Origin of the sequence: Ureibacillus sp. GCM10028918 (assembly GCF_042666115.1) — a bacterium.
Taxonomy (GTDB): Bacteria; Bacillota; Bacilli; order Bacillales_A; family Planococcaceae; genus Ureibacillus.
Window position 1 is genome coordinate 136308 of record NZ_JBHTFK010000007.1, and the last position, 26331, is coordinate 162638.

Here is a 26331-nt window from a genome sequence, read left to right on the forward strand (position 1 = left end):
GATGACGAGTGAACATTATCCAATTTAATGGAGAACTGGTTGTTGAAACAAATGAATTAGGGAGAATGTATTGTCAAACCCCTCATGAGATAACGAGAGCATTCTTCCAAAACAAAGGGAGATTTCAAGAAGGCGAACATTATTACTTACTAGATGATCGGTTTGATGACTTTGAAGTATTTAAATATGAGAACTTGGATAATGAATGTATCAATCATCAAGAAATCTATCTCTGGACGGAACAAGGTTTGTATGAACATGCACTACTCTTGAACGGAAAGCTTGCATGGCATGCCTACTGCCAGTTTATCTACTTCGTTTTCAACAAGTCGGATGAAGTAAAGAAGGCCATCCAGGTACTTCAGAAAGCAGAATTCATCCTGACAAAAGAGAGAATCTTTACTTTTCTGGCAAAGGAGTTGTTCCAGTAATGAAACCGATTATCGATGAGCCTTTTTTACTAATAGTGCCGCCGTCGTTAGCCGTGAAGATAGGATTGAACGAAGCGATTGTACTGAACCAGCTGCACTATAGATTGTCGCAATCTCCTCTGAAAAGTGGCGGTTTTACATGGTATCACCATACGTATACGAAGTGGCAAAATCAGTTCCCTTTCTGGTCTGAGAGAACGATTGTCCGAATCTTTTTATCGCTTGAAAACCAAGGGATTATCGTGTCCTCACAACATCACAATGCCATGAAGATCAATAAGACCAAATGGTACCGTATAGATTACGATGTGCTTCATGCTGTCTTGGGTTGTCAAATTGACAATACGATTGTGCCAGATTTTCAAGAACCTACAACCAAAGTTGTCACGACGGATGCACAACATTTGGCACCATCAGATTTAAAAGAATTAATAAAAGAAGAAGTAAAAGAAAAACATGTCGACTTTGTTTTTGAAGTGGTTAATTATCTAAACAAAAAAACAAACAAAGAGTTTCGAGCAAGCAACAAAGCAACGAAACGCCTGATCAATGGGCGATTAAGTGAAGGATATACACTCAAGGATTTTCAAACAGTCATTGATCGAAAGGTTCACCATTGGCTTACAAACCCGGAGATGAAGCCCTATTTAAGACCGAGTACACTCTTTAGTGCAACCAACTTTGAAAACTATCTCAATGAACCGACGAATACACAATCGTCCAAAGCGAATACGGGTATACAACCAATTGTTCTGGACTTTGATGCTGGGGAAGAGGACTAGGACAAATGCTTGTCTAAGTGAAAGGGGAGTTCACGTCGTGTCTACAGAACTAAGCATTGATTTGCTGGAGAAGAGTTTGCTAGGAACCATGCTTAAAGAAAACTATTTAATACTCGATGCAGGCATCCAGCCAAGCTTGTTTCAATCCCAAATCCATCGATCCATCTACCTTGCCATGCAGCATTTAGCCCGAAACAATCAACCCGTGGATTACATTACAATCCTAACAATGGTTGAGCCGAGTGAAGTAGGGGGAGCAAATTATTTAGCAGGTTTACAAACTTTTGGCGATGGAGAGAAATTCGAAGCCTACGTAGGAATCGCGAAAACGGAATGGCGGGAGAAACAAAAACAGCACATTCTCAACCAAGCAACCAGTCAGAATTGGACAATCGAAAAAATTCAAAAGGAGCTCGATGCCTTACAAACAGACACACTATCGGTGGAGACGGATGTTAAGAATGACCTCGTGAAAATGGCAGAGCGACCCTACCACCCCATAGAAGAAGAAAAGATAGTACCAACTGATTTAAAAGAACTTGAAAAGCTGATTGTCGGCTTTCGACAAGGGGAACTAACCATCATTGCGGGAAGACCTTCAATGGGGAAAACGGATGTCATGAATTATTTTGCGCTAACAGCAGGGCTTGCGGGTTACCTGCCCATTATCTTCTCACTTGAAATGAATAAAGCCATGCTGCTCGATCGGCTGATTGCAGCAAGCGGAAGGATTAGCAGACTAAAAATGCGGGACCCGTTTCAATACTTCTCTGAAAAACAGCGGGAACAATGGATTCCGGTGTTAACAGAATTAAGTAAAGCCAATCTTCAAATTGATGATCGCGCGGGACTATCGGTTAGCCAAATGCGAGCCCAAGTAAGGAGGTTGATTAAAACCAACCCAGAGCAAAAACCGATTGTCTTTATCGATTACCTCCAAATCATCTACTCCAATATGGCAAGGGGGAGCAACCAGACAACCATCATCGGACAAATCAGCTGGGAACTCAAACAAATGGCCAAGGAATTTGATTGTCCGGTGGTGTGCTTATCACAACTCAATCGGAGTGTAGAATGCCGTCAAAACAAGCGACCCGTGATGAGTGACCTTCGCGACTCAGGCAATATCGAACAGGATGCAGATGTCATCATTCTCTTGTACCGGGATGGGTATTATGGTCTAACGTCAGAACCAGCAGGTGAAAATTCGCAGATTGAATCGGGCGAAGCCGTCAATGCAAAAAGAGAAAAGCTCGAACTCAATGTCGCGAAAAATCGCAACGGCCCTACAGGAATTGTAAGCGTCAATTACTCGAAGATGACCGGCCAACTGAAGGAATAAAGGTAATGGAGCCTAAGCAACAATCCATTCAATCTTTATTCGAGGACGCCATTCACTACGATGAACCCTATGCAGCACACCTTATCTACTACGCAACGAGAAAAGGCAAAGTCAAACTTCAAGATCCTGTTTCCAAGTTATTCGAAATGAACCTGACTCCAAAAGAACAGGAGGAAATTAGAAAAATACATGTAGAAGACATACTCGATATGCGGAAAATCAAATTATATGCCATTAAGCGTGGTGCAACTACCTACGTCTTCTACTTCGCACATAATGCTTGGGAAGCAAGAGAACTGCATTATCAACTCTATGGCAACTGGGAAAACCGTATAGTCTATGCCTATAACCAAATGATCGATAAGGGACTGTATTTTCCGGATATAAAGGAAACGAAAACGTTTCGAGAGTTGATGAGGGAGACGGTGGTTTTTCCTCGGTGGGTTTGTGAGATGGAGGTTTAGAGGGAAGGAAGGTAATGTAGAGTATTTTATATTAGATTGGTACCTATCTTAATATCACTAGAATCTTGTTGGTCTATTGACTAATTAGAGGGAACAAATTAGAGATGGAGAGTTTACTTATAATGGCGAAGGTAATATTATTAAATTTAGAAAAATGATAATACCATAATTTGGAGTGTGCTCAGTTATGCTATCAAGTAAAAATATAAAAAAGGCATTTGAAAAAGTTGAATTTAAAGGTTTGGCATTAGACGCGTAACTAACTAGTCAACTAGAAGGTGTAAGGAAGGTTGCTGAGGAAGAATTCACGTACGGATACAGGAAGGTAAAATCCGACGGTAGTCTTACAAAGAAATTTGCTACCTTGATGATTCTTAGAGGTGTTCCTTCTTTAGTGCTACATATAGGTAACAAATCAGATAAAGAAGGACTTAGAATCCAAAAAGAAGTGGATAAGAAATTAAATCGCATATACGAAAGAAATACCAATCAGATTGATGAAAAAGCACATGAAGTTTTTATTAGATTAGATTGGATAATCAATCTGGCAGATATAGAGACATTTATTAATGAAGCATATGAAAGAAGAGAATAATATTTTGTTGTAGTGTTAAAAGATAATGCTCCGTCTAAGAATAGGCGGAGTTTTTTATTTTTTGAGGAATTTCTTCATAAAGTAAAGCAGTGTAACAGATTAATTTCCATCCTTATAATCAATTACTCCCAATCCAACCGCCCATCTTCTAATTGCCCAAAGATCTAAATTTGTTCTAATATTACATTAGACACAATTGAGACGTTCCGTGGGAATGAAGTGGAATTGCTGATTCGTGAAATATGCCAAAACTCTTTGGAGAATAGTTAAATAAAATAATAGTGGCTGTTTAAACAGCCTGGCTATGAGAATTAGATGTCAAAGCTGTTTTTGGTTTTCTTTTTTTATTTTATCTATGAAGTTTGAAATATCCTCTATTACTCCATAAAAATCCTTTTTAATCTCGTGTTCCCAGATTCTTTTTATATTCCATCCATGACTCGAATAATATTCATTTACTTCTATATCGCGTTGCTGATTCCGAAGTAGTTTCTTTTCCCAATATTCTAGGTTGCTTTTAGGTTGGTTGCCGTGAATAGGGCAGACATGCCAAAAACAAGAGTCGATGAAAATAACAATTTTATATTTTTGTATTGATATATCTGGTTTTCCATACATAGTTTTTACATTTTTCCTAAATCTGTAGCCCCTAATCCAAAGTTCTTTTGTTATGGAGTTTTCAAGTTCTGATTGAGAACGAATGGATTTCATTGTTTTGCTTCTATTTTCCTTTGACATTTTATCTGTCACTAGTTTGCACTCCTTTATATCTTCCATATCCTAACTCTACCCAAAAAGAAAGTAATTAAATTTTACTCTTTATATAATTGAGAAGTATAATGAGTAATTTTGAAGAAATAAAGAATGCTCGGGGAAATGAAATAAAAGACTTGATTTAGAAGTAGTTGAGGCAAAGAGGTTAAGAGTCAAATTAATATATTGTTTATATTTTTGATCTAGATAAGCTATAATAAATAAATTTAAGGGAAAATACGTTCGTTTAACTCTTGAAATTATAGTTGAAAATGATGTATGCTGCATGTATAAGGTATTTATAGGAGAGAAACAAATGAGAAGTAAAGGTACCATATTCAAATTAATTGATTTGTTTGCAGGTGCGGGTGGTCTAAGTAATGGTTTTGAACAAACAGGCAAATTTGAAGTGGTTGGAGCAGTAGAGATAAATAAAGAGGCGACTCAAACATACATTCATAATCATAAAAACAATCCAAATATAATCATTAAACCTGGAAATGATGAAATTAGTGATATAACTAAAATAGATTTTAAACGTTTTATAGAAGAAAAAAACATAGATAATAATGAAGTAGTGGTAATAGGAGGCCCACCTTGCCAAGGGTTTTCAAATGCCAATAGACAAAAAAATTATTTAATTTCAGGCAACAATCAACTTGTCAAAGAGTATGCAAGAGCAATAGATGAAATAAGACCAATTGCTTTTTTAATGGAAAATGTTAAAACGATGAATTCGGAGAAACATAAGTTCTTTGTAACTGAGCATAAAGAAAGTTCCATTTTAGCTTATAGCTCAGAAAAGCACTTAATGAAATTAATCAAAAAAACTGGTGATGAAGTCTTCTGGGAAGAAGATGAAATATTTCTTATGGAATCGGAAAATCCTAATTTAGCGAATTTAGTTAACGATGTTTTTAATTCAGAAGAAATCCAACCAATGATATTTGGGGATGTTCATTTATCAAGACTGCGAAGTATCGTTCGTAACTTAAAAAGAAATAAGTTATATAATGTATCAAAATCGGCAGATGTAAAAGAAATTGAGAACATTATTGAAGAATTGGTACGCTACAGAGATAAAAATAATGGTTTAAATGAGCTTTTTCTCCATATTATTGAAAATGCAATGCAAGTTCTAGAGGTTCTCTTAGCTCAAGAGAATACTGATAATAATAAACAAATGGCTAAGTTAAATGATTTTATAGACATCAATCAATTTATAAGATATTTAAAAGAGTTGAAAGAAGAGAGTATAGTTTACAGCAGTGAACCGATTGTAGAAGAAGTAAATAGTGGAAAATTGAGAGTTTCAGTGACGGTTCAGTCATATAATGTTGTGAAGTACTTAAAGGTATTTTTTAAATACTTAGGTTATAAAATTGATCCGGAAGTAATGCTATCTAGCGATTTCTATACTCCTCAAAATCGACATCGTTTTATGATTTTAGGGGTTAAAGAAGATGCTATCAAGAATGGGGCAGTTGCTATGCCGGAGAAAATATCTTCTAAAGAATTACCATATACAGTTTTCGATGCAATCGGTGATCTAGAAAAAATTGAGCCTAAAAAGGAAGTAAAACATTCTGTATTAGAGTATCAACCTGCAACAGCAACCCGTATGCAACGTTATTTCAGATCAGATATGAAAGAAGATGTGATATACAATCATATCAATACTGCTAGTACAGCATTAAGTAGGAAAAGATTTGAAGCCTTAAAAGAAAATAACGGTAAAAATTTCCACAGTCTATCTAAAGAGCTTAAGGAAGTCACATACACTGATGCATCAAGAACTCAAAATACTGTATATTTAAGGTTAAAGTATGAGGAACCTTCTCCAACAGTAATAAATGTAAGAAAATCTATGTGGCAACATCCAAATAAACCAGAGGCGTTAAGCATAAGAGAAGCTGCTAGACTACAGTCTTTTAAAGATGACTTTGTTTTTTTAGGTACAAAGGATAAACAATATCAACAAATAGGAAACGCTGTACCTCCTTTACTAGCTAGGGCAGTAGCGGAGCAAATGTTGAAAATTCTTGGTGAAGAGCCAACGAAAACAATTAAAAGTGAATTTGAAAATTAGTTAAAAGAGTATTTGATGGAAAAAGTTCATCATATACTCTTTTTTCTTTATTTGTTACTCTTAAAATAACAATATTTTAATAGGAGATAATAGATTTGGATACAATACTTACTCAACCCTCTGCTGCACCTGTTATTCAATCACTTAGAAGTATAGGTTATAATGCTCAAACTGCAATAGCTGATATTGTCGACAATGGGATTGATGCAGGAGCGAAGGAAGTTAATATAATCTTTAGTTATGATAATGGAGATGGCTACATTTCGATTCAAGACAATGGAATTGGAATGACAAATGAAGAATTACAAATTGCTATGACAATAGGATCAAAGGACCCAAGAGAAGAAAGAAAACAAAAAGAACTTGGGCGTTTTGGTATGGGGTTAAAAACTGCTTCTTTTTCATTAGGTAAACGATTAAGTGTATTGACCAAAAAAGATGGCATTATCTCAGAGCGTTGTTGGGATTTAGATTATGTAAGTAGCTCAAATGAGTGGAATTTATTTAAAAGAATACCTGATGAGGTAAAAGAAAAGATAGGACAAATTGATTTTAATAATGGAACAATTGTTTTTATAGATAAATTAGATCGTTTTTGTGGGTATGGAACTAATAAAGTAATTCAATTGAATAGTTATAATAGTAAGATTGCACGTACAAGAAATTACTTAGAAATGGTTTTCCATTTAAAAATCCAAAGTGGTATAAATATTTTAATTAACGAAAATGTTTTACTGCCATGGGATCCATTTTTATCCGAACATCCTAAAACAATCGAGGGTGAAGTTCAATTAATACGAGTAAATAACAAAAGAGTAAAAGTAACACCTTACGTTCTCCCTCATCCATCTTCATTTACGGAGACTGAGTATAAAAAAGCATCTGGAATAAAAGGATGGCGGGATCAACAGGGCTTTTATATATACAGAGAAGGTAGGTTGGTGAACTTTGGAGATTGGTTCGGAATCTTTACCAAAGATTACTTTTCTGAATTAGTTCGAATTAAAATTGATTTTACAAATGATGCTGACGATGATTGGAAAATAGATATAAAAAAGTCTAGTATTTCTGTTCCTGAAGATGCTAAAGAAAACTTAAAAGCAATTGGCAAATATTATCGACAGGTATCAAAAGAAATAATGCTATACCGAGCAAAACCCAATCAGAAAACGGGGAGAATGAAAGGATCCTTACATACATGGGAACTTTATAATGATGAAGCAGAAAGTTCTTATATATTAAATAGGAACCATCCAATTTTAATGGAAGTTTTAAAGCAAATTGATGATGATGCTAGAAAAAAATTGAATTTTTACTTAAAACTAGTTGAATTAGGTTCTCCAACAAATTTACTTAACTCTGAATCGATGGTGCGAGAAGAGGAATCTATCCAAAATATAGATGAGGGTAAAAAATTTATTATTATACAATTAGCGAATAGTTTAATTGGATTAAATGATGCCATAGATATTGAAACATTAGTGGATTCTATATCTTTAATTCAAGGTTTTGAATCTATAAATCGAACAACTATTAAAAATGTTATTGAGAGAGAAGTGTTAGTAAAATGAATAATGCAATGAGAGAAGATTATAAAGCAACATTCAAAATCATGTATGAAGCATTTCAAAATATTGGTATTAACAATTCGTTCTCAGAAGCACAAAAATCGGCTGAGAAAAAGGTTTTAGATAGTTATGAGGGAATAAGGACTTCAGATTTAGAAAGTTTAGCATTAGAAATGTTTGAAACCTATGGGGGTTCCATAGAAGTCCCAAAAACTCCTATTATGCAAGGAAAAGGAGCGAAAAATTGGTTTGGAGAAACCAATCCTACGTATTCATTTTTCTGGCCAAGATATAAAAAATATCTAATAGATTATAAGAAGTGGGAAAAAGAAACCGTAGAATCTATCAATGAATCGACTGATAAAATTTTGAAATCGATAGGTAACCCTAATAGTATAGAAGATTTTGATGTGCGTGGTTTAGTATTGGGCTATGTTCAATCGGGGAAAACTGCTAATTTTACAGGTTTAATTAATAAAGCGTTTGATGTTGGTTATAAATTAGTAATAGTTTTAGCTGGAATGCATAACGACTTACGATCTCAAACACAAATCCGATTAGAAGAAGAGGTAGTAGGGAGAATTGATGAAAATACAGATGAAAAAATTGGTGTATCACAAATTAGAATTGATGGTCCACTTGTAACTACCTGGACTACTAAAGATAAAGATATCACTTTAGCACATGGCAAGAAACGTGATTTTCTTTCTCGGAACCTCCTTGTAGTGAAAAAAAATAAATCTGTACTGGAGTCCTTAAAAGAAATTCTATCTCAAAGTATAATGCTATCTACAAAAAACGAAAATGTACCAGTATTAATCATTGATGATGAGGCAGATCAAGCAAGTGTAGATACTTCAAATCAAAACAAAGAAGAAGATCCTAAAACTATTAATAGATTAATTAGAGAAATATTAGAGCTGTTCAAAAAAAAGTCCTATGTAGGCTACACAGCTACACCTTTTGCGAATCTTTTAATTCCTACTGATGTGCAGCATAATACTGCTGGTAAAGATTTATATCCTAAAGATTTTGTTGTAGCATTACCGAAACCGAAAGGATATTGTGGTCCTGCAGAATATTTTAACGTTACGGGTTACCTAGAGGATGATAAACCTTTATTTATTCGACATTTGAAAGAAGAGGACTTAGCGGTATTTGATAGCATGAAGAAAACAACTGATTCTGATAAATTTAGATATGTACCAGAATCGATGCAAGAAGCAGTTTTAGCTTTTTTAATTGCGATAGCAATAAGAAATCTGCGTGGTCAAAATGGGAAACATAATTCAATGCTAATCCATACATCTCGCTTCACGGATACACAGGGTGCTATGAAAGAAGTTGTGGAAAAATATTATCAAGAGTTATCTAATGATATTTTATATAATAGTGGAAGTGTATATATTACGAGATTAAAAGAGTTATATTTAAATGATCATGTTATAGTTCAGCAAGAATTTGATAACAAGCTACCGGTATTTGATTGGAAGATTGTTTTCAAAGAGATAAAATCTATTGTTAGTAATGTTCGTATAATGGAAATTAATGGACATAGCGGGGAAGCTTTAGAATATGAAACTTATAAAGATGTTGGCTTAAACGTAATAGCAATCGGCGGAGATAAATTATCGCGGGGTTTAACACTTGAAGGGCTAAGTGTTTCATATTACTATCGTTCAACAAATATGTATGACACATTAATGCAAATGGGACGCTGGTTTGGATTTAGAACAGGCTATATGGATTTATGTCGTATATATACTTCTGAAATAATTGCAGAGTATTTTGAACATATGGCATATGTTATGGTCGAACTAAGAGAACAGTTTGAATATGTTGCAGATAATGAAGACATCACACCAGAAGACTATTCCATAAAAATGTTAGATCATGAGAAGATGTTAGTCACAAGTATGGCTAAAATGCGTTCATCTGAAAAACTTTTCAGTCATAGCGGCATGATGAGACAAACTCGTATTTTTGATGCGAATGAATCTATTATGAAACATAATATGGAGGAAACTGTAAATTTAATCAATAATATAGAAGAATCATTTAGTAAAAAGTCTGGAGATACCTCATATTACATTGCCTATGATATCCCTAGTAGAATTATTATAGAGTATTTAGAGCAATATCAAACTGCTGCTTCTGCCAATAAAGTTAACAGTAAAGATATAGCATCTTTTATTAAAAGAATGAATAATAAAGATGAATTAAATAGATTTAATGTCGTAATAGTAGATAGCACTAGATCTACATTAAAGAAAAAAGATGTGGTTAAAGAGGGGATTCAAACCTTCCCCGTACGTCTAGGGAAAATTCAACTGGACAGTGCTGTTATTCGTGCTGTATCAAAAGAAGTTGATGGAATACCAAATGTTGTAGATATAGGAGCTTTAGTGGCAAGTAAACAAGAGTTTACTGATTTAAATGTAGCTAGCCAAGAAGAACGTAATGCTAATAATCCAGCAATTTTTATTTATCCATTACATCCAGAAGTTAAGAGATTTAAAGCTTTAGGATATAATTTTAATGAAAACTTTGTTCCGATTGGGCTTGCATTATCATTTCCTGAAGTAACAGAAACGGTTACTGATGATGAGGGAAAAACTATAGAAAAAAAGGGAAATTATATTATTAACAAAACTGTAAAGCGAGGTAATATAAATGATTAATATTACCGAGGCTTTTCGGAATTTAATTGAACAGGCCGAAAAAGAAAAATCAAATGATATATATAAATTAAAAACAATATCTTTTAGTATGCCTTTTATACTGATTGGAATAGACTTAATAACAAAAGAACGCAGAATTTATATAGATATAACCAATGAGGATTGGAATGAAGATCAATGGCAGTCTTTCCCTAAATGGAAAGGAGTATCCATTACAAATGAATACTTTGAAAAAATTGGACCATTAAAAGAAAAGCATTTTTTAATTATTGCTCAGGATGAATTGAATTCTGAGGAAATTTTTGAAAAGTTACTGCAAAGCCTTGTAGATCATATATTATTTATTGAAGATCAATCATTGTTTACAGTTATTTATGGAGTTTTAGACCGCTGGCATAATTTTTTTCGATATAGATCCAATAAACGACTCTCACTAGAAGAACAAATGGGCTTATTCGGTGAATTGTATTACATTAACAATTGGTTAGAAAAATTTGCAGATGATCCACCTTTAATAATCGATTCATGGAAAGGTCCAACAAGGCATCGTATTGACTTTGTTAAAAATAATATAGGAATTGAAATTAAAACAGTTTCTCCAAAGATTCAACATGGTATCCGAATTTCAAATGAAACGCAACTAGAGTTAAGTAACGTTATCCAAAAAATATACTTATATGTTTTGAAAATTGAAGATACACAGTCTGATGGATTATCAATTCAAGATTTAATTAATTCCATAAGAGAGAAATTAATTAAGAGATCTCAAACTAGTTTAGTTAGATTTAATGATTTGTTATTCGAGTTATATATCTTGGACGATGTATATAATGATATTTGTTTTTATATCCATAATGCAGAGACATATGAAGTAAAAGAAAATTTCCCTAAGATAACTAGCAGTGAGTTACCTGTCGGGGTATCTAATGTTTCATACATTATTGATTTATCGCATTGTATTGATTATAAAGTAGAAACAGAAAATGTATATTTTAGTAAAGAAAGTTGATGAGCAGGATGAGGGAAGTAAAAAAGAAACTAGAGTTTCTAGAAGAATTTATAGATGCAGTTGAGCTGAAAGGTAGCATGATAGGCAGCAGAGAAATTCCTTTCTTCACAGAAATGTTATCTTACATGAATCAAGAAGATGAACCTTCTATTATATTTCCATATATAAAAGCCAATATAAAAGTAAATGGCTATATGTACCAAGAAGAAACAAGTTCTCTTAGTTTATATGTTGTGGACTATGATATTGACTATGATAATGAAGAATTACCGGAAATCTCTAAGACTGCTATAACCGAAATTGCAAATAAAGCAAAGCGATTTTATACAAATTCGAACGGTATTTTCCACAGCGCAAGTGAAGGTGTTGAGTTTAGAGAACTAGCGAAATTCATAAATGACAATAGAAAAACAATTGATGAAGTAGATATATATGTATTGACAACTAGATTTTATTTGACTAATAAACCTATCGAAGTTCGAATTCCTGGTGTAGAAACGGTAAACGTTCACGTATGGGATATGGATCGTATTTTTAGACTATCTGAAGCAGAGCAAGGAATGAGAGATTTTGATATTGAATTTGAGAAAGATTATTCTCATTCCATAGAAATGATGTATGTTCCTAATAATAATTCTGAAGGTAATTACGATTTTGAATGCTATATAGGATATATACCAGCGAAGCTGTTAGCTCAACTTTATGATGAGTGGGGTCCTAAATTAGTAGAACGAAACGTTCGTTCTTTCTTGCAAGCACGTGGAGGAACAAATAAAGGGATTCGTGATACATTAAAAGACCCAATTCAACGAGAAATGTTTGTTGCATATAATAATGGGATATCTAGTGTTGCTAAAGATGGTGAAATAGAACAAATTGGTGACTCAAATCTTTATAGAATAAAACGAATTACAAGTTGGCAAATTGTAAATGGTGGACAAACAACTGCTTCGATTCATCAAGCGTATAAAAGTGGTATTGATTTAGAAGGAGTTTATGTCCAAACTAAATTGACTATTATTAAAGTGGATTCAGAAAATGAACAAGATCGGTATGAATTAGAGGATGAATTAGTATCGAGAATTTCGGAGTATGCAAATACACAAAATAAAATTAACAAATCAGACTTATTGGCAAATACACGATTTATGTCTGATATTGAGAATTATTCTAGAAATACATGGATTCCTAGTAGAGACAATCGAAAAGAAGAAAACAAATGGTATTTTGAACGTGCTCGTGGACAATATATGGTTGATATTGGTCGCCGAAAAAATGGCAAAGAACAAAATGACTTTAAAAAAGTCTATCCAAAAGAAAATGTTATTACAAAAGTAGAAATGGCCAAGTATTTTATGTCATGGGAAGGGTATCCACATGTCTCAAGTAAAGGTGGAGAAGAAGCGTTCAAACATTTCATGAACTTAAATGGTCGATACTGGAAACGTTCAGAAGATGAAGAGGGTAACCCTATTACTATTAGCAATATTGATAATGATTTTTATAAAACATTAATATCACGGAGAATAATTAACGAATTTGTTACTGATGTAGTTAACCAAATGGGATTAAAGGGTTATAGAGCTAATGTAATATACTATACTGTAGCTATGCTTGCGCATCTTTATGGTAAGGATATTAATTTAATAGAAGTATGGAATAACCAAGAACTTTCTGATAAATGGACAAATGTTGTTAGAACAATTGCTCAAAATACACTTGATTATTTAAGAAATTCTGCAGGTGACAGAAACGTAACGCAGTGGGCGAAACAAGAGGCATGTTGGACTGGTTTTAAAGAAGAATCATCAGATATACTAAGTATGCTATTGTAAATTCTTATATAAGAGGAAATGCTAAGCATTAATAGGGAGAATGTATCATTATTTAAATTGCTAAATGTTATCTAGATTTTGGATGTTACAGTTGATTGTTAACTATAGTTAGCGAACTATACTTAAATGTGCTGCATAACATAATATAAAAAAGATAGATTCTACGTTAGAACTTTAATGAAATCGACGACTATGGGAGACCATAGTCTTTTCTTCTATATTTTCCGAAAATTTTTGCAAGTAAAGGCGGATAAAGATGGCTTATAAAAAGGGACAAGCAGATAAAAATATAGAATTTTTAACAAATGATTTGGGCTTAAGTAAAGTTGTTCCTTTTAATGTTTTTATTGATAAGGATTTATTAGTTCTATCACCTGCAGTACAGGGAGAAAACGAAGACTCCGGAGCGTTTGATGTAAATTTAAATAACATTCTAGAAATCAGAAATAGAATGAAAATAAATCAAGGGGTGAAAAGGTTATTAATAGTAAGATACTACGATAGATTTTTAATTGCTAATTTAGATGACTTTTTAAATAAACTTACAGACGAAAGATATCTTTATAGTCCACCAAGTAGACCAAGTACTAAAAAATGGCAATATAATATTAAAAATATCAATGATAATTATTTTATTAAAGGAAAAAATAATAAACTTGATTTACTTGTATTTAACAGAGATCAATTACTTGAGTATGTGGAAAAATATAGAGGGGATGAAAGTATACAAAAGCAAAGTCGCATAGAAGAGATACAACCGGAAGACTTAATTAACAATATTTATAAATATATTAATTCAAAAGGATTTAATTATACAATCGGTAATCTTTATAATTTTTACCTTTCTCTAAGAACAAAACCCTTCGTAATCATCTCGGGCATCTCCGGAACGGGAAAAACAAAAATCGTCCAACTTTTTGCCGAAGCAATTGGAGCAACGGAAGAGAACGAACAATTCAAGTTGATTCCAGTAGGTCCAGATTGGAGCGACAGTTCAGAACTTCTTGGCTATACAGATATTAAAGGAGATTTTATAAAGGGTCCACTTACTGAAATAGTAGAGCAAGCACATCAAAATCCTGATTTACCACACTTTGTTCTATTAGATGAGATGAACCTAGCACGGGTTGAGTATTACTTTAGTGATGTCTTGAGTGTAATGGAAAGTAGAAAAAAAGTAGATGGAGAGATTACTTCTTCCACACTTGTTACAGTAGAGGGGAAGCCATTAACACTTCCAGGCAACTTGTACATAGTAGGTACTGTGAATATGGACGAAACAACACATCCGTTTAGTAAGAAGGTATTAGACCGTGCTAATACGATTGAATTTAATGAAATTGATTTGATGAATTTTGATTCGATGACAAAAGGTGAAGCGATGGATCCAATAGGAGTAACGAATAAAGTATTAGAATCATCATTCATTCATTTAATTGATGCATTCTCTACTCATGAGCAGCTTATTCGAGAAGTTTCTGAAAAGCTTGTGGTAATCAACAAACATCTCCAACCAATCCATGCACAAGTAGGTTATCGTGTCCGTGATGAGATTAGTTTCTATATGGCTCACAATGAAGAGGCTGGACAATTGCTTTCAGCAAATGATGCGATGGATTTTTGCATTATGCAGAAGATATTGCCGCGTGTTGGTGGAATGGAAGCCGTTGTTCGGCCTGTATTAAAAGATTTAGAGGCAGAATTGAGTTCATATCCTAGGTCCACTAAGAAGATTAAGGAAATGTTAGAAAGGTTAGATACCGATGGATTCACGTCATTCTGGATTTCTTAAGGGGATTCAATTATTAACCATTAAGACTGATGTTCTTTTCTTAGCCATCACAGGTAATATTGATTTACAAAGATACAATGAAGATAGCTATAAGTCTTTCATTGAAAACAACGAGTCCATGCATTTTAGTTGCTCAAATGGAGCGGAAATCCAAATATTTGATGTTAATACTGGCGCATTAGTTAAGAATATTGGACAACCTTTTTTACCTATCTTCTTTGAAAATGGTATGTATGAGTTACAGATCCAGCCAGTAGGAAACCGAGAAATTAAGTTTTGGCACGAGTATGAAGGGTTTCGGAAAGCTATCCATCCATTCTTAAATACCAATTCATTAACGGGAACCTTACATTTTCAAAATGAAGTTGGTTTTAGTAATTTTGAGATACGTGATAAACAGAATCAAACCTTATTATCAGTGGTAATGGAAGTTTATCCAACTAAACTTGATTACAAAAAGGATTATCGTGCTTTACTGGATGAAGTAAATGACGAGATTTATAATTTGGCATATGCATTTATAAAACGAACCTACTTACATGGATCAACAGAGATCTTTAAAGAACCCACCGGTGTTGAGTTTTATCGATTGCTTCAGGAACACTTCGAGGATTATATGAATGCAATTAATTTAATCGAGCAGCAACCACATCGCCAATTAGAAACAATTCATAAAGAAGTACGGGGAGATCGTTTAAGAAAGCAGGATAGTAGGGGACGCGCTTATTTAAGGAAAAATACCAATTTATTTGTTGAGGTTGAAAAGGGAGTTCCTATAAATGGCACTCAAATGATGCCTAAAAAAGGGCTGCTTATTAAAAAGGTTCATACAACAGATACCCATGAAAATCGTTATGTCAAAATGACCTTAATGCGTCTTTATGCCAGAATCGATTCTCTCCATAAATCTGTCATTGCTTCGGCCAACAAATGGTTTGAAAAGGCTCCAGACCCAGTGATAGTTGATATTTTAGAAGATATGAAAAAACGCTTAGAACAAAAAGTTAAGCAACCTTTCTGGCGTAGTATTGGCAAATTAGATCGTTCGGTCATTAGCCTTGTTATGCAAATGGCAGCAGGCTATCGTGATGTCTACCAAATCTACGGAACCCTATCAAAAGGGATAATTTTACAGGGTGAGTTATATAAAATGTCCATTAAAGATATTGCAACTCTCTATGAATATTGGACATTTATCAAGTTGGGCAAAATTTTGGGAGAGAAATGTGAACAAGTCTCTCATAACATTATTAAAGTAACTAGTAATGGTTTAGTTGTAAATTTAAATCAAAATAGCGGAGCAAAAAGAGTGTTTCGGAATAAACAAACAGGTGAAATTATTTATTTACAGTATCAATACTCTACAAAGAAGAAAATCACTGTGAATCAAAAACCAGATACCATGTTAACTATTGAAAAACTTGGTCGAGATTATCATTTCCAATATATATTTGATGCAAAGTATCGAATTAATTTAAATGATGATCAGAATAATGGGCCAGGTCCTATGGAAGATGATATCAATACAATGCATCGATACCGTGATGCCATTGTGTCTGAAAGTAAGGGGAGCTATGAACGAACTGCTTTCGGTGCCTATGTATTGTTTCCTTGGAATGATACAGACCGCTATCAGGAGCATGATTTATATAAAAGTATCGAGAAAGTAAATATCGGTGGATTGCCTTTCCTTCCAGATGCAACAAAACTGGTAGAAACAATTATCGATAATTTATTGAATAAAAGCGCGGATGAATTGCAAAAAGAGGGTATTTTGCCACAGGGAACAAAAGAATATCTTTATGAAAAAGAAGTTAAAGATGTTTTAATTCTTCCCGTGAAAGAAAATATGGATAAGATAATACGAGAACGAGTTATCAAAGTGAGGTCTGAGTCACTTCCGAACCAATGGAAATCTGCGAAGAAAATTGCATTATTTAATTCCAAACAGATTCGAGAAGAAGGAAACATTACTAAAGTAGAACGGAAGGGTAAACACCTAATATTCTATGTAGAATCATGGGTTTCAAAGCTACAACCTATCCACTCGAACTTTTTTGTTTTTAAAGAACCGATTTTGGTTGAAGAACATGTATATAATGATGCTAGAAATGTAACAGAGCTATTCATTACTTCAGATGAAAAACGTCAGCTTTGGTTGATGTTAAAAGGGATATCGAGTGAAGTTGAGATTGAGCTAAATTCAATGGATTTAAATCAGTCTACGTCTATAAATTTGTTCCGTCTTCGAGGGCATGAACTAATCTGGACTCCTAATATGTTAATTCATATGAACGGGGATAATTTTGTAGAAGAGATTGCTTTAAGTGATTTTAAACATAATTCATATCAGATTTTAAATAGGCTAGCAGCTAAATTATTATAGTTGCTAGCCTTTATTCTTTAATAAGACGTTCAACCGCAGGAATATCAGCAGGAGCAAAATCAAGCTGAGTTAGTTCATCTCGCTTGACCCATTTCGTTTCTGCATGTTCAATGGCAATAGGTTGTCCATTCACTAGCTTTGACTTATAGGTTTCGAGTCGAACAATGAATGTTTCATATTCATAAGTTGTGTCTTCTACTTTCTCTCCAACGCTAATCGTGCAGTTGAACTCTTCTTGAATTTCTCGCGCTAATGCTCCTTCAGGTGTTTCACCGGATTCAACCTTCCCACCGGGAAATTCCCAATAGTTTGGGAGGGTCATTTCGGAACTTCGTTTTGCGCAAAAAATCTCATCTTGGTCATTTTCAATAATTGCTCCAACCACGTGGACTTGCTTTTTCATTTTGATCACCTTTTTACGATTAATAAGTTAATTTTAGACGATTTCCAATACTTGAGCATTATTTTGCCATTAGAAGTTTAAGGAGATTATTAACATTGTTATAAGCAGGAAGATTATTAACTGTCAATAATCTTCCTAACAAAGCCCTAATCTCTTTGATTCATCTTTATCCCCCTAGTAAGGCTTATGGTGAAAGCGAGCCATTGCCAATTCGATATTCCATGCTCTTACCCTTGCTTCCCCTTAATCATCTCAACATGCTCCGCCTTCACAGCTTTATCCACCTTCTGGTATTGCGACAAAAAATCATAGATTCGATCGATGTAGTGTGGTTCCAAAATCTTAGGCAAAACCTCAATTTGTTTGTTCATGAACTTCGCTAAGTCATAGCGTTTGAGGACATATGTATCTTTTGCCTCGTAGGAGACTTTTTTCAGCTCGCATCTTTCGCTAAAGACGATGACTGATTTATAATGCTCCTTCTCAACAGAGGGGAGGAGGGCTTGCAATGCTTTGATATGGCCGATGTTTTGCTTGATGGGGTTATAAAAGGGATACTTTTGGCCGTTTGGGAAGGTTTGCATCCACTTTTGGGACTTCTCATCGCCGTAGATCCAGCCACTGTAATTCTTTGATTCAATAACGTAAATGCCCGTTTCATGGATAAAAACTAAGTCCACCTCGGTCGTTTGTTCTTTGCCGTTCGGAATATAGATGTTGAAGAGTGCTTTATGGTAGCCTGGCAGTTTCGCCATTTTCCCATAGGAGGAGAATTCCCCGTAATTGCCTTTGTTGAACATGGTGGATAACAGGCCATTTCCCGTTTGTTCCTTGTATGTAGAGATTACCGATTTTTTCTTGGGTTTGTCTGTGGGTTTCGTTGAAGTAGGTGGGTTTAGTAAATCTTTTACGTTACTGATTAGTTTTTTAAACAACATCTCCACTACCTTTCTCATCATTACTTACTCTATTTTACTAGAAATTGGTATTTTTGTAAGTTTTTATTCTGTGGGACTTTTTACTAGAGAAGGGTTTTTATTTATTGAGACGAATAGTTCGACGGATTGGACAGGTAGCGCAGATGTTTCTTTACAACAATAAATATTGATCTACAGAGCCAAAACCAACTTAAGCATTTTTAAACACGATTATATTAATTTAATATTTTTCATCTGGAGATTTTATTTGTAAAGAAAAAAAGGCTATTTTTATTCAAATTGCACGTGGTTGTATAACACTGAGAATACCATCAGGAAAGTATATGAGAGCGCAAACATTATTGTGGAATAGAATATTTTATCTACTTTCTTAAGATTTCAGTTATTTCAGAATACTATAAATCTGTAAGGGAACCGTCATTTATTTTAAACCCATTAACATAAAACAGTAACAAAACAAGTGTATATTCTAGGCAGGCAGATGATGGTGCTGCCGGAAAATATGGGCAGTTTGCTTGCTCAGATGAATAGGAGAGTGAACCGAAAATAACTGGAATAATGAAAAATCCATCCTATCAGTATCAGTAGAAAAATACGAACTAGGAGAGATCAAGTAATGAATAAAAAACAGTTGAATTCAAAGAAAGTTAATAAAAGTTTCTCAAAGAAAGTAGCACCACTAGTCATGTCAACATCAATGGTAGCGACAGCCTTTTTAGCGGCTGGTGCACCTATTTCAGCAGCAGAGCTAGATGATAAGGGTGTTAATCCGGAAGTGATTGAACAAGCGAAAAATCATGGTCAGCAAGTATCAGCATTAGCAAGAAGTCTACCGGGATCACCTGAAAAAGGTAAACTAGTGAGCGCACTGGCTCAAGAGAATTCGGTGCCAACTAGTGACGATACAGATGATAGTGAAACTATAGATGAAACAAATAATAATGATTCACAAGAAGACCAAGTAGATGATGGTACACAAGCAGAAGAAGAAACACCAGCTGAGGAACCGGAAGCACCGGTAGCGGAAGAAGAAACACCAGCTGAAGAACCAGAAGCACCAGTAGCAGAGGAAGAAACACCAGCTGAAGAACCGGAAGCACCGGTAGCAGAGGAAGAAACACCAGCTGAAGAAGCAGAAGCACCGGTAGCAGAAGAAGAAACACCAGTTGAAGAACCGGAAGCGCCGGTAGCGGAAGAAGAAACACCAGCTGAAGAACCGGAAGCCCCGGTAGCAGAAGAAGAAACACCAGCTGAAGAACCAGAAGCACCGGTAGCAGAGGAAGAAACACCAGCTGAAGAACCGGAAGCACCGGTAGCGGAAGAAGAAACACCAGCTGAGGAACCAGAAGCACCAGTAGCAGAAGAAGAAACACCAGCTGAGGAACCGGAAGCACCGGTAGCGGAAGAAGAAACACCAGCTGAAGAACCAGAAGCACCGGTAGCAGAGGAAGAAACACCAGCTGAAGAACCGGAAGCACCGGTAGCGGAAGAAGAAACACCAGCTGAAGAACCGGAAGCCCCGGTAGCAGAAGAAGAAACACCAGCTCAAGAAGATGCTTTTGGTTTATGGGTAGATGAAAGCTATCAATTTATCGGCGATACGTATCAAAGTGTTGCTTCATACTATCAATCCATTATTGAAGAAATCTTAGGTTCAGCTTCTGTTGAAGCAAGCGAAGAATCTGAAGACCTTGCAGAAACGGATGTAGTAACAGAAGCACCAGCAGCTGGAGAAACAATAGAAGAACCAGAAGCACCAGCAGCTGGAGAAACAACAGAAGAACCAGAAGCACCAGCAGCTGGAGAAACAACAGAAGAACCAGAAGCACCAGCAGCTGGAGAAACAACAGAAGAACCAGAAGCACCAGCAGCTGAAGAAACAACAGAAGAACCAGAAGCACCAGCAACGGAAGAAACAGAAGAGAGTGGATCCGACCAAATCGCTTTAGGAGATAAAGTGATTGGATACTATCAAAGCGTAGTAGCTTCGTTGTCTAACCTTCTTAACTTCTTAAAATAAGAAGAACTCTCTGGCATTTCAAGTGTAGTGTGAGAGTTTACGCTATTGAAGTGAACTGAATAAAGAGAAAGGGGAATGAATAAGGAAGAAAATTCATTCCCCTTTTTTGAGCCTAGAATTGCAGTACATATCCTTTTCCATTAATAATATTCTTCTAGCCTTTCTACTTAAGGAGGGTTTTTATTCATTGAAACGAATAGTTTAGGGAGAGTAGAAAAGGAGGGTCAACATGAACATACGCCTATTAAACGAAGAGGATGCCCAAAAGTACCAGGCACTTAGACTAAGAGCTTTACAAACCGATCCGGAAAACTTTGGTTCTACATATGAAAGAGAAGTTCATTTCACAATTGAGGTAGTCGAGGAGCGAATTCGCCAAGCCGAAGATCGATATGTGCTAGGAGCTTTTAATGAGGAAGGTTCGCTGGTTGGCGTGGTTCGGTTTATGCGAGCGTTGGACCTGAAATCCAGGCATAAAGGAAGTATTTATGGGATGTACGTTGCTACAGAAGTGCGCGGTCAAGGTGTTGGAAGGACACTAATGGTAGAAGTGATCAAGCGTGCAAAGGATTTTGACGGGGTAGAGCAGATTCATCTGCAAGTGGTTTCCACAAACGAATCTGCTAAAAAACTCTATAAATCTTTAGGTTTTAAAACGTACGGTGTCGAGCCAAGGGGACTAAAAGAGGGAGACCAGTATTTTGATGAGGATCTGATGGTGCTGTTTTTAGAAAAAGAGTTTAAGTGAATAAACTGCATAAGTCTCGGTACTTAGTAATTATAGGTTTACACTTCAACTAACGCGGCAGTTTACTTAACAAAGAATACCTAGGCCGATGTTTTTAGCTCGTTTAAGAATATTGGTGATTTTTGATAATACTTCGAAAACTTACTTTCAGTTACTTGTCATATGGAAGAAATATAGGAATAGTATATTTGTGGATTAAATAAAACTAAAACAGGAAGAAATGAGGTGACTTTATTTTAGAAAAGCTCAGAAAAATTAATATGAAAACTGCTGTATTTATGGGGATTATTTTTTACTCTTTGACTATCCTAATCCATTTTCTTATTATTAGCAAAAGTATTCCATTCACATGGGTTAATGGCGGAAGGTCTGAATCATTTGCTGAACAGCTTCCAATATCCGTTATAAATACCGTTATTTCTATTATTGGACTGGTTTTTACGTTGTTTGTTGGTAGAGTTAAACTATCTAAATACAAAAGAGGAATAACCGTTATATGTTGGTTTTTTGTTGGACTTTGGTCTTTTGGATTTATACAACAATTGTTTGGAACACCTTTTGAAAAAATAGTTGTTTCGATCATATTGCTTCTGGGAGTTATCTCGAACTTGCGTATGTCGATTGAAAAAAACTAGCTGTAACTATTTAACTAACAAGTTTTTGAACAATTATACTTAAACAAAGAGTGCTTAGTAAAAAACTGACATCAAAATGCAATGAGCTTGGAGAGACATTTCCTAGCTCATTTTTATGTGCACTTTTTATTTAGAATGCATATTCTCTCAGCCTTAACTTGTCTGTGGTTTCCCATGTTCCATGAACACTTGCCAAGATAAGCATTTGTTTTTTCTTGCTTAAATCGCTTTCCATTTTCCTATTGTCGAGGAATTGAAACCACACTAAATAAAGTTGTAAATACTTCGTAGAAACACCATTAAACAACTTATCCATTTCTTTAAACGGGAATGGTAATTATTAATATTATTGAGGTGGTAGATGCCTTTCTTTACATATTCTTGTTTACTTCCGTTTATGATGATGTGCTCCGCATCGTTAGTAGTAGTGTAAGATTTGCACCGTATCATTCTTAAAATGCGATGTAAGGGTGTTATCAGTTTGTTCCATTAGAATTCTACCTGAACCTACCCGTTTTGAAAGGGTTGTTTTGTTTCGGTCTCCAGCGTCTAATACACAGACTTGTTCATTGGAAATACCTCTTTTGGAAGCAGAACCGCCACGTTTTCTTGGTTTGCAATTCGAAATAATTTTTCCCTCCGCTTCAAATTAGCGTTCTATACACATATCGTAAGGATTTTAAGGAACTTTATTGAATCCCGAAAAATCCAGACCCTACCCTTGAAGTTGGAGGAATAGTATCTAGTTTTTGTTGTCGGCATTTTGGATATGCAATAAAATAGAACGAAAGTAAGGAGGAAGAATCTAGACCGATCCATGTCTGCAGGATAGTAGAATAGAGCGGTGAAAAAGAAAAGAGTAATAGAATCGCCTCCATGAATCGGCAGTATAGATAAGATGGATAAAAGTTATTGATAAATAATCTCCTCAAATACATTGGAAATCGAATAAATGGAGAACTATATATGCCAGGAAAAGATGGAAACAAAATCATATAGTCTTTTAAAATACGCGAAATTATAATAGGCATATAGGCCAATCATTATATTAAAGGAGATTCAGTCAAATATGAAAAAGCAAATATTTTCAGGCTTGGTTTCCTTTGTGCTTCTATTTTCAATCATACCGACAATAGCCGAAGCTCAAATACAAGAAGAACGCGTTATTGTCTATTATAAAGATAAAGTTGAAAAGACTATTATTGGCAAAGTAAAAGGGAAAATAAAAAAGGAGTATAAGAATGTCTCCGCTATAGCAGTTACAGTTCCATCAACTTCAATTGAAACATTAAAGAAGGATCCAAACGTCAAATTGGTAGAAAAAGACGTATTAATAAAAGTAAATACACAGACAGCTGACTGGGGGATTACAAGAACAGCAGCTCAAAAAGCATGGAATTCAGGCTTGACAGGTAAAGGTATAAAAGTGGCAATCGTGGATACAGGTATTGCCAAGCATGATGACTTAATGATTGCAGGTGGAGTCTCAACGGTGGATTATACGAGCTCTTATACGGACGATAACGGCCATGGAACGCATGTTGCCGGAATCGTCGGTGCGGAAAACAACTCCATTGGTATAGTCGGCATTGCACCGGATGCCGATGTTTTTGCGGTCAAGTCATTAGACCAAAATGGTTATGGTTACTTATCCGATACTATTGAAGCCATAGACTGGTCGATTACGAATAAAATGGACATTATTAACCTTAGCTTTGGAACAACTACGCACTCTGCTACTTTACAGCAAATTGTAGATAAAGCGTATAGCCAAAACATCTTAGTTGTCGCGGCAGCTGGTAATAACGGGACAGCTGATGGAAGTATAGATACTATAGAATACCCCGCCCGTTACGAATCGGTTATTGCGGTTGCAGCAACGGATTCCGCCGACAAGCGAACTTCCTTTTCAGCAACAGGCAGTACTATTGAAGTGTCTGCACCGGGCGAGGGTATATTAAGTTTATTTTTAAACAATCAATATGCCCGTATGAGTGGTACATCAATGGCCGCACCTTATGTGGCAGGTAACTTAGCCTTGTTGAAACAATCAAATGGCACATTAAGTGCAAAAGAACTTCGCCTTAAATTACAACAGGGGGTAGTGGATTTAGGGGCTGTAGGTAAGGATACATGGTATGGATATGGAATTATTCAAGCCCCTGTAGCTACCTCAACAACAAAAGAACCTACTCAAAGCACGGAAGTTAGGTACAATTCTAAAACCGCTTTAGCTACAAACAAGTCTGCATACAAAATCGGAGAAGCTGTTTCTCTAACAGTGACATCTTATGATCAAAACGGTAAAATTCTGGCAGGAGCCAATGCCCAAATAGTAATCCTTGAAAAATTTCGAGTAGTCAAGGTATTTAAAGGAACAACAAATTCTTATGGCCAATTCAAGGTGGCTTATAATACATCAAGAAGAAATTCCTTAAAGGGGCTATACCATGTTCAAGCTAAAACAACTAAAGAAGGATACAACATGAGTGAATCGGTCCAACGTTTTAAGCTGCGATAAAAAATAATGCCCTTGGTAAATATACCGGGGCTTTTTTTGCGGGAGTAGCACTAATTATGTTTATTTTTCCATGAGGAACGTGTTTTTTATGGTAAGTCTAGGTTATGGAGAAGTCAAAAAGGCAATCCTCATAACATGAAGATTGCCTTTAAGTGACAATTTAGTAAATCAAAATCCTCTTACATATTGCTCTGGTATCTGCGTCTCTTTTTTAAGGACAGTTGCCGCTTCCAATGCCCAGTTTGGGTTTCTTAACATCCCTCTTCCGATGGCAACAAGATCGGCATCTTCATTCCCGATAACGGAGTTTGCTAATATAGGGTCGTCCAATCGTCCAACTGCAATCACTGGAACGTCAAGGGCATTTTTAATATCCCGAGCAAGTGGCACCTGATAAGCAGCATGTGTACCCGGTCTTCCCGCTGCAGTGATATGTCCTTCTCCACCCGAAGAGATGTGGAAGATATCGACTCCTGCCTGTTGATACGCTTTAGCGATCTCGATACTTTCTTTGATTCCGTATCCACCCTCTACATACTCTTGGGCAGAGATTCGCATAATCAACGGCATATCTGCGGGCATTTCACTTTTAGCCGCTTGTAATACCTCTCTGCCAAACAATGTTAAATCCTTTCCATATTCATCATTACGTTTATTTGTTAAAGGGGAGTGAAATTGGTGGATTAAATAGCCGTGAGCACCGTGAATTTCAATTGCGTCTACTCCGGCCTTAATCGCACGTTGAGTCGCCTCGCGAAACTTTTCGACCATTTCCTTCACTTCGTCTGTAGAAAGGGCTCTCGGTGTTTTTGAATTTTCATCAAATGGAATAGCGGAAGGGGCAACCGGCACAGCAGCATCTTCAGCTTTACGTCCTGCGTGAGCAATTTGAATACCCACTTTTGCTCCGTATTTGTGGCAGGCTTCAACAATTCTTGCTAGAGCAGGGATTTGTTCGTCTGACCATAATCCCAGGTCAAAGTCTGTAATTCGTCCATCTGGCTCAACATCGGTCATTTCAATGATGATAAAACCGGCTCCGCCTATAGCTCGATTTACATAGTGCAGATAATGCCAATCGTTTGCAACGCCATCCTTCTTTTCCACTGAATATTGGCACATTGGAGGCATCACTACACGGTTTTTTACTTCCAACCCTTTAAATTCAAAGGGACTAAATAAATGTTTCATCATCAAAACTCCTTTATTAGCGATATTTTCAGGGGATACAGATCATCATGTATGAGTGTCGACCCCAAATTATTATTCAACAATTAACGAAATACTTTTTTGGCCACTTCATCCACGAGTCAGGATTTCTGTATGGATTATGTAACTG

Annotated in this window: 20 protein-coding genes and 1 pseudogene; 15 read left to right on the forward strand and 6 right to left on the reverse strand. The window is 35.5% G+C overall.

Going from position 1 to position 26331, the window contains the following annotated elements:
- The first annotated feature begins 8 nt into the window (after positions 1-8).
- The 5 genes from ACFQU5_RS09820 (at position 9) to ACFQU5_RS09840 (ending at position 3614) form a co-directional block, all read left to right on the forward strand.
- Positions 9-431 (forward strand): ORF6N domain-containing protein, encoded by a 423-nt coding sequence (locus ACFQU5_RS09820; RefSeq protein ID WP_390287229.1) that lies wholly within the window; start codon positions 9-11, stop codon positions 429-431.
- Complete coding sequence (locus tag ACFQU5_RS09825) at positions 431-1213, forward strand: conserved phage C-terminal domain-containing protein (protein WP_390287231.1); 783 nt, start codon at positions 431-433, stop codon at positions 1211-1213. Before ACFQU5_RS09820 ends, ACFQU5_RS09825 begins: the two co-directional genes overlap by 1 nt.
- 37 nt (positions 1214-1250) lie before the next feature.
- Positions 1251-2555, forward strand: a complete 1305-nt coding sequence (locus tag ACFQU5_RS09830) for a replicative DNA helicase (protein WP_390287233.1) — start codon at positions 1251-1253, stop codon at positions 2553-2555.
- A gap of 5 nt (positions 2556-2560) precedes the next feature.
- Entirely contained in the window at positions 2561-3019 is a 459-nt protein-coding gene (locus ACFQU5_RS09835) for a hypothetical protein (RefSeq protein ID WP_390287235.1), read from the forward strand.
- Positions 3020-3383: 364 nt separating this feature from the next.
- Positions 3384-3614 carry a hypothetical protein gene (locus ACFQU5_RS09840; protein ID WP_390287237.1) on the forward strand — a complete coding sequence of 77 codons (231 nt, stop codon included), beginning with the start codon at positions 3384-3386 and terminating at the stop codon, positions 3612-3614.
- Between the two features lie 318 nt (positions 3615-3932).
- Here the strand turns inward: ACFQU5_RS09840 and ACFQU5_RS09845 are convergent, their stop codons facing one another.
- Complete coding sequence (locus tag ACFQU5_RS09845) at positions 3933-4364, reverse strand: very short patch repair endonuclease (RefSeq protein ID WP_390287239.1); 432 nt, start codon at positions 4362-4364, stop codon at positions 3933-3935.
- Between the two features lie 319 nt (positions 4365-4683).
- Between ACFQU5_RS09845 and ACFQU5_RS09850 the strand changes: the two genes are divergently transcribed.
- From ACFQU5_RS09850 to ACFQU5_RS09880, 7 genes are all read left to right on the forward strand, one after another.
- Positions 4684-6456 (forward strand): DNA cytosine methyltransferase, encoded by a 1773-nt coding sequence (locus ACFQU5_RS09850; protein WP_390287241.1) that lies wholly within the window; start codon positions 4684-4686, stop codon positions 6454-6456.
- 95 nt (positions 6457-6551) lie between these two features.
- Positions 6552-8027 (forward strand): ATP-binding protein, encoded by a 1476-nt coding sequence (locus ACFQU5_RS09855; RefSeq protein ID WP_390287244.1) that lies wholly within the window; start codon positions 6552-6554, stop codon positions 8025-8027.
- Complete coding sequence (locus tag ACFQU5_RS09860; RefSeq protein ID WP_390287246.1) at positions 8024-10705, forward strand: Z1 domain-containing protein; 2682 nt, start codon at positions 8024-8026, stop codon at positions 10703-10705. The genes ACFQU5_RS09855 and ACFQU5_RS09860 overlap by 4 nt, the downstream gene beginning before the upstream one ends.
- A complete protein-coding gene (locus ACFQU5_RS09865; RefSeq protein WP_390287248.1) occupies positions 10698-11714 on the forward strand; it encodes a PD-(D/E)XK motif protein in 1017 nt (338 codons plus the stop codon). Before ACFQU5_RS09860 ends, ACFQU5_RS09865 begins: the two co-directional genes overlap by 8 nt.
- 8 nt (positions 11715-11722) lie before the next feature.
- A complete protein-coding gene (locus tag ACFQU5_RS09870; protein WP_390287250.1) occupies positions 11723-13549 on the forward strand; it encodes an AIPR family protein in 1827 nt (608 codons plus the stop codon).
- Positions 13550-13805: 256 nt separating this feature from the next.
- The gene (locus ACFQU5_RS09875) at positions 13806-15341 is read left to right on the forward strand and encodes an McrB family protein (protein ID WP_390287252.1); all 1536 of its coding nucleotides are present in this window, start codon (positions 13806-13808) and stop codon (positions 15339-15341) included.
- The gene (locus tag ACFQU5_RS09880; RefSeq protein ID WP_390287255.1) at positions 15313-17727 is read left to right on the forward strand and encodes a DUF2357 domain-containing protein; all 2415 of its coding nucleotides are present in this window, start codon (positions 15313-15315) and stop codon (positions 17725-17727) included. Before ACFQU5_RS09875 ends, ACFQU5_RS09880 begins: the two co-directional genes overlap by 29 nt.
- 10 nt (positions 17728-17737) lie before the next feature.
- Here ACFQU5_RS09880 and mutT read toward each other — a convergent pair whose 3' ends face one another.
- Together mutT and ACFQU5_RS09890 are read right to left on the reverse strand one after the other, a co-directional pair.
- Positions 17738-18130, reverse strand: coding sequence for an 8-oxo-dGTP diphosphatase MutT (gene mutT / locus ACFQU5_RS09885; protein WP_390287257.1), 393 nt, complete (start codon positions 18128-18130; stop codon positions 17738-17740).
- Between the two features lie 227 nt (positions 18131-18357).
- Complete coding sequence (locus tag ACFQU5_RS09890; protein ID WP_390287259.1) at positions 18358-19086, reverse strand: nuclease-related domain-containing protein; 729 nt, start codon at positions 19084-19086, stop codon at positions 18358-18360.
- Between the two features lie 598 nt (positions 19087-19684).
- Here ACFQU5_RS09890 and ACFQU5_RS09895 point away from each other — a divergent pair.
- Both ACFQU5_RS09895 and ACFQU5_RS09900 read left to right on the forward strand, forming a co-directional pair.
- Positions 19685-21088, forward strand: a complete 1404-nt coding sequence (locus tag ACFQU5_RS09895) for a hypothetical protein (RefSeq protein ID WP_390287262.1) — start codon at positions 19685-19687, stop codon at positions 21086-21088.
- A 229-nt stretch (positions 21089-21317) separates the two neighbouring features.
- Entirely contained in the window at positions 21318-21836 is a 519-nt protein-coding gene (locus ACFQU5_RS09900) for a GNAT family N-acetyltransferase (RefSeq protein WP_390287264.1), read from the forward strand.
- A 292-nt stretch (positions 21837-22128) separates the two neighbouring features.
- On the opposite strand, the gene ACFQU5_RS09905 is transcribed toward ACFQU5_RS09900, so the two are convergent.
- Both ACFQU5_RS09905 and ACFQU5_RS09910 read right to left on the reverse strand, forming a co-directional pair.
- Positions 22129-22419: a hypothetical protein gene (locus ACFQU5_RS09905; RefSeq protein ID WP_390287267.1), complete on the reverse strand. Its 291-nt coding sequence runs from the start codon at positions 22417-22419 to the stop codon at positions 22129-22131.
- Positions 22420-22601: 182 nt separating this feature from the next.
- A pseudogene (locus ACFQU5_RS09910) lies at positions 22602-23099 on the reverse strand (IS1595 family transposase); the annotation flags it as partial.
- Between the two features lie 441 nt (positions 23100-23540).
- On the opposite strand from ACFQU5_RS09910, the gene ACFQU5_RS09915 reads away from it, so the two are divergent.
- Positions 23541-24992, forward strand: coding sequence for a S8 family peptidase (locus tag ACFQU5_RS09915; RefSeq protein WP_390287269.1), 1452 nt, complete (start codon positions 23541-23543; stop codon positions 24990-24992).
- Between the two features lie 168 nt (positions 24993-25160).
- Here ACFQU5_RS09915 and ACFQU5_RS09920 read toward each other — a convergent pair whose 3' ends face one another.
- Positions 25161-26183, reverse strand: a complete 1023-nt coding sequence (locus ACFQU5_RS09920) for an NADH:flavin oxidoreductase/NADH oxidase (protein WP_390287272.1) — start codon at positions 26181-26183, stop codon at positions 25161-25163.
- Positions 26184-26331 lie beyond the last annotated feature (148 nt).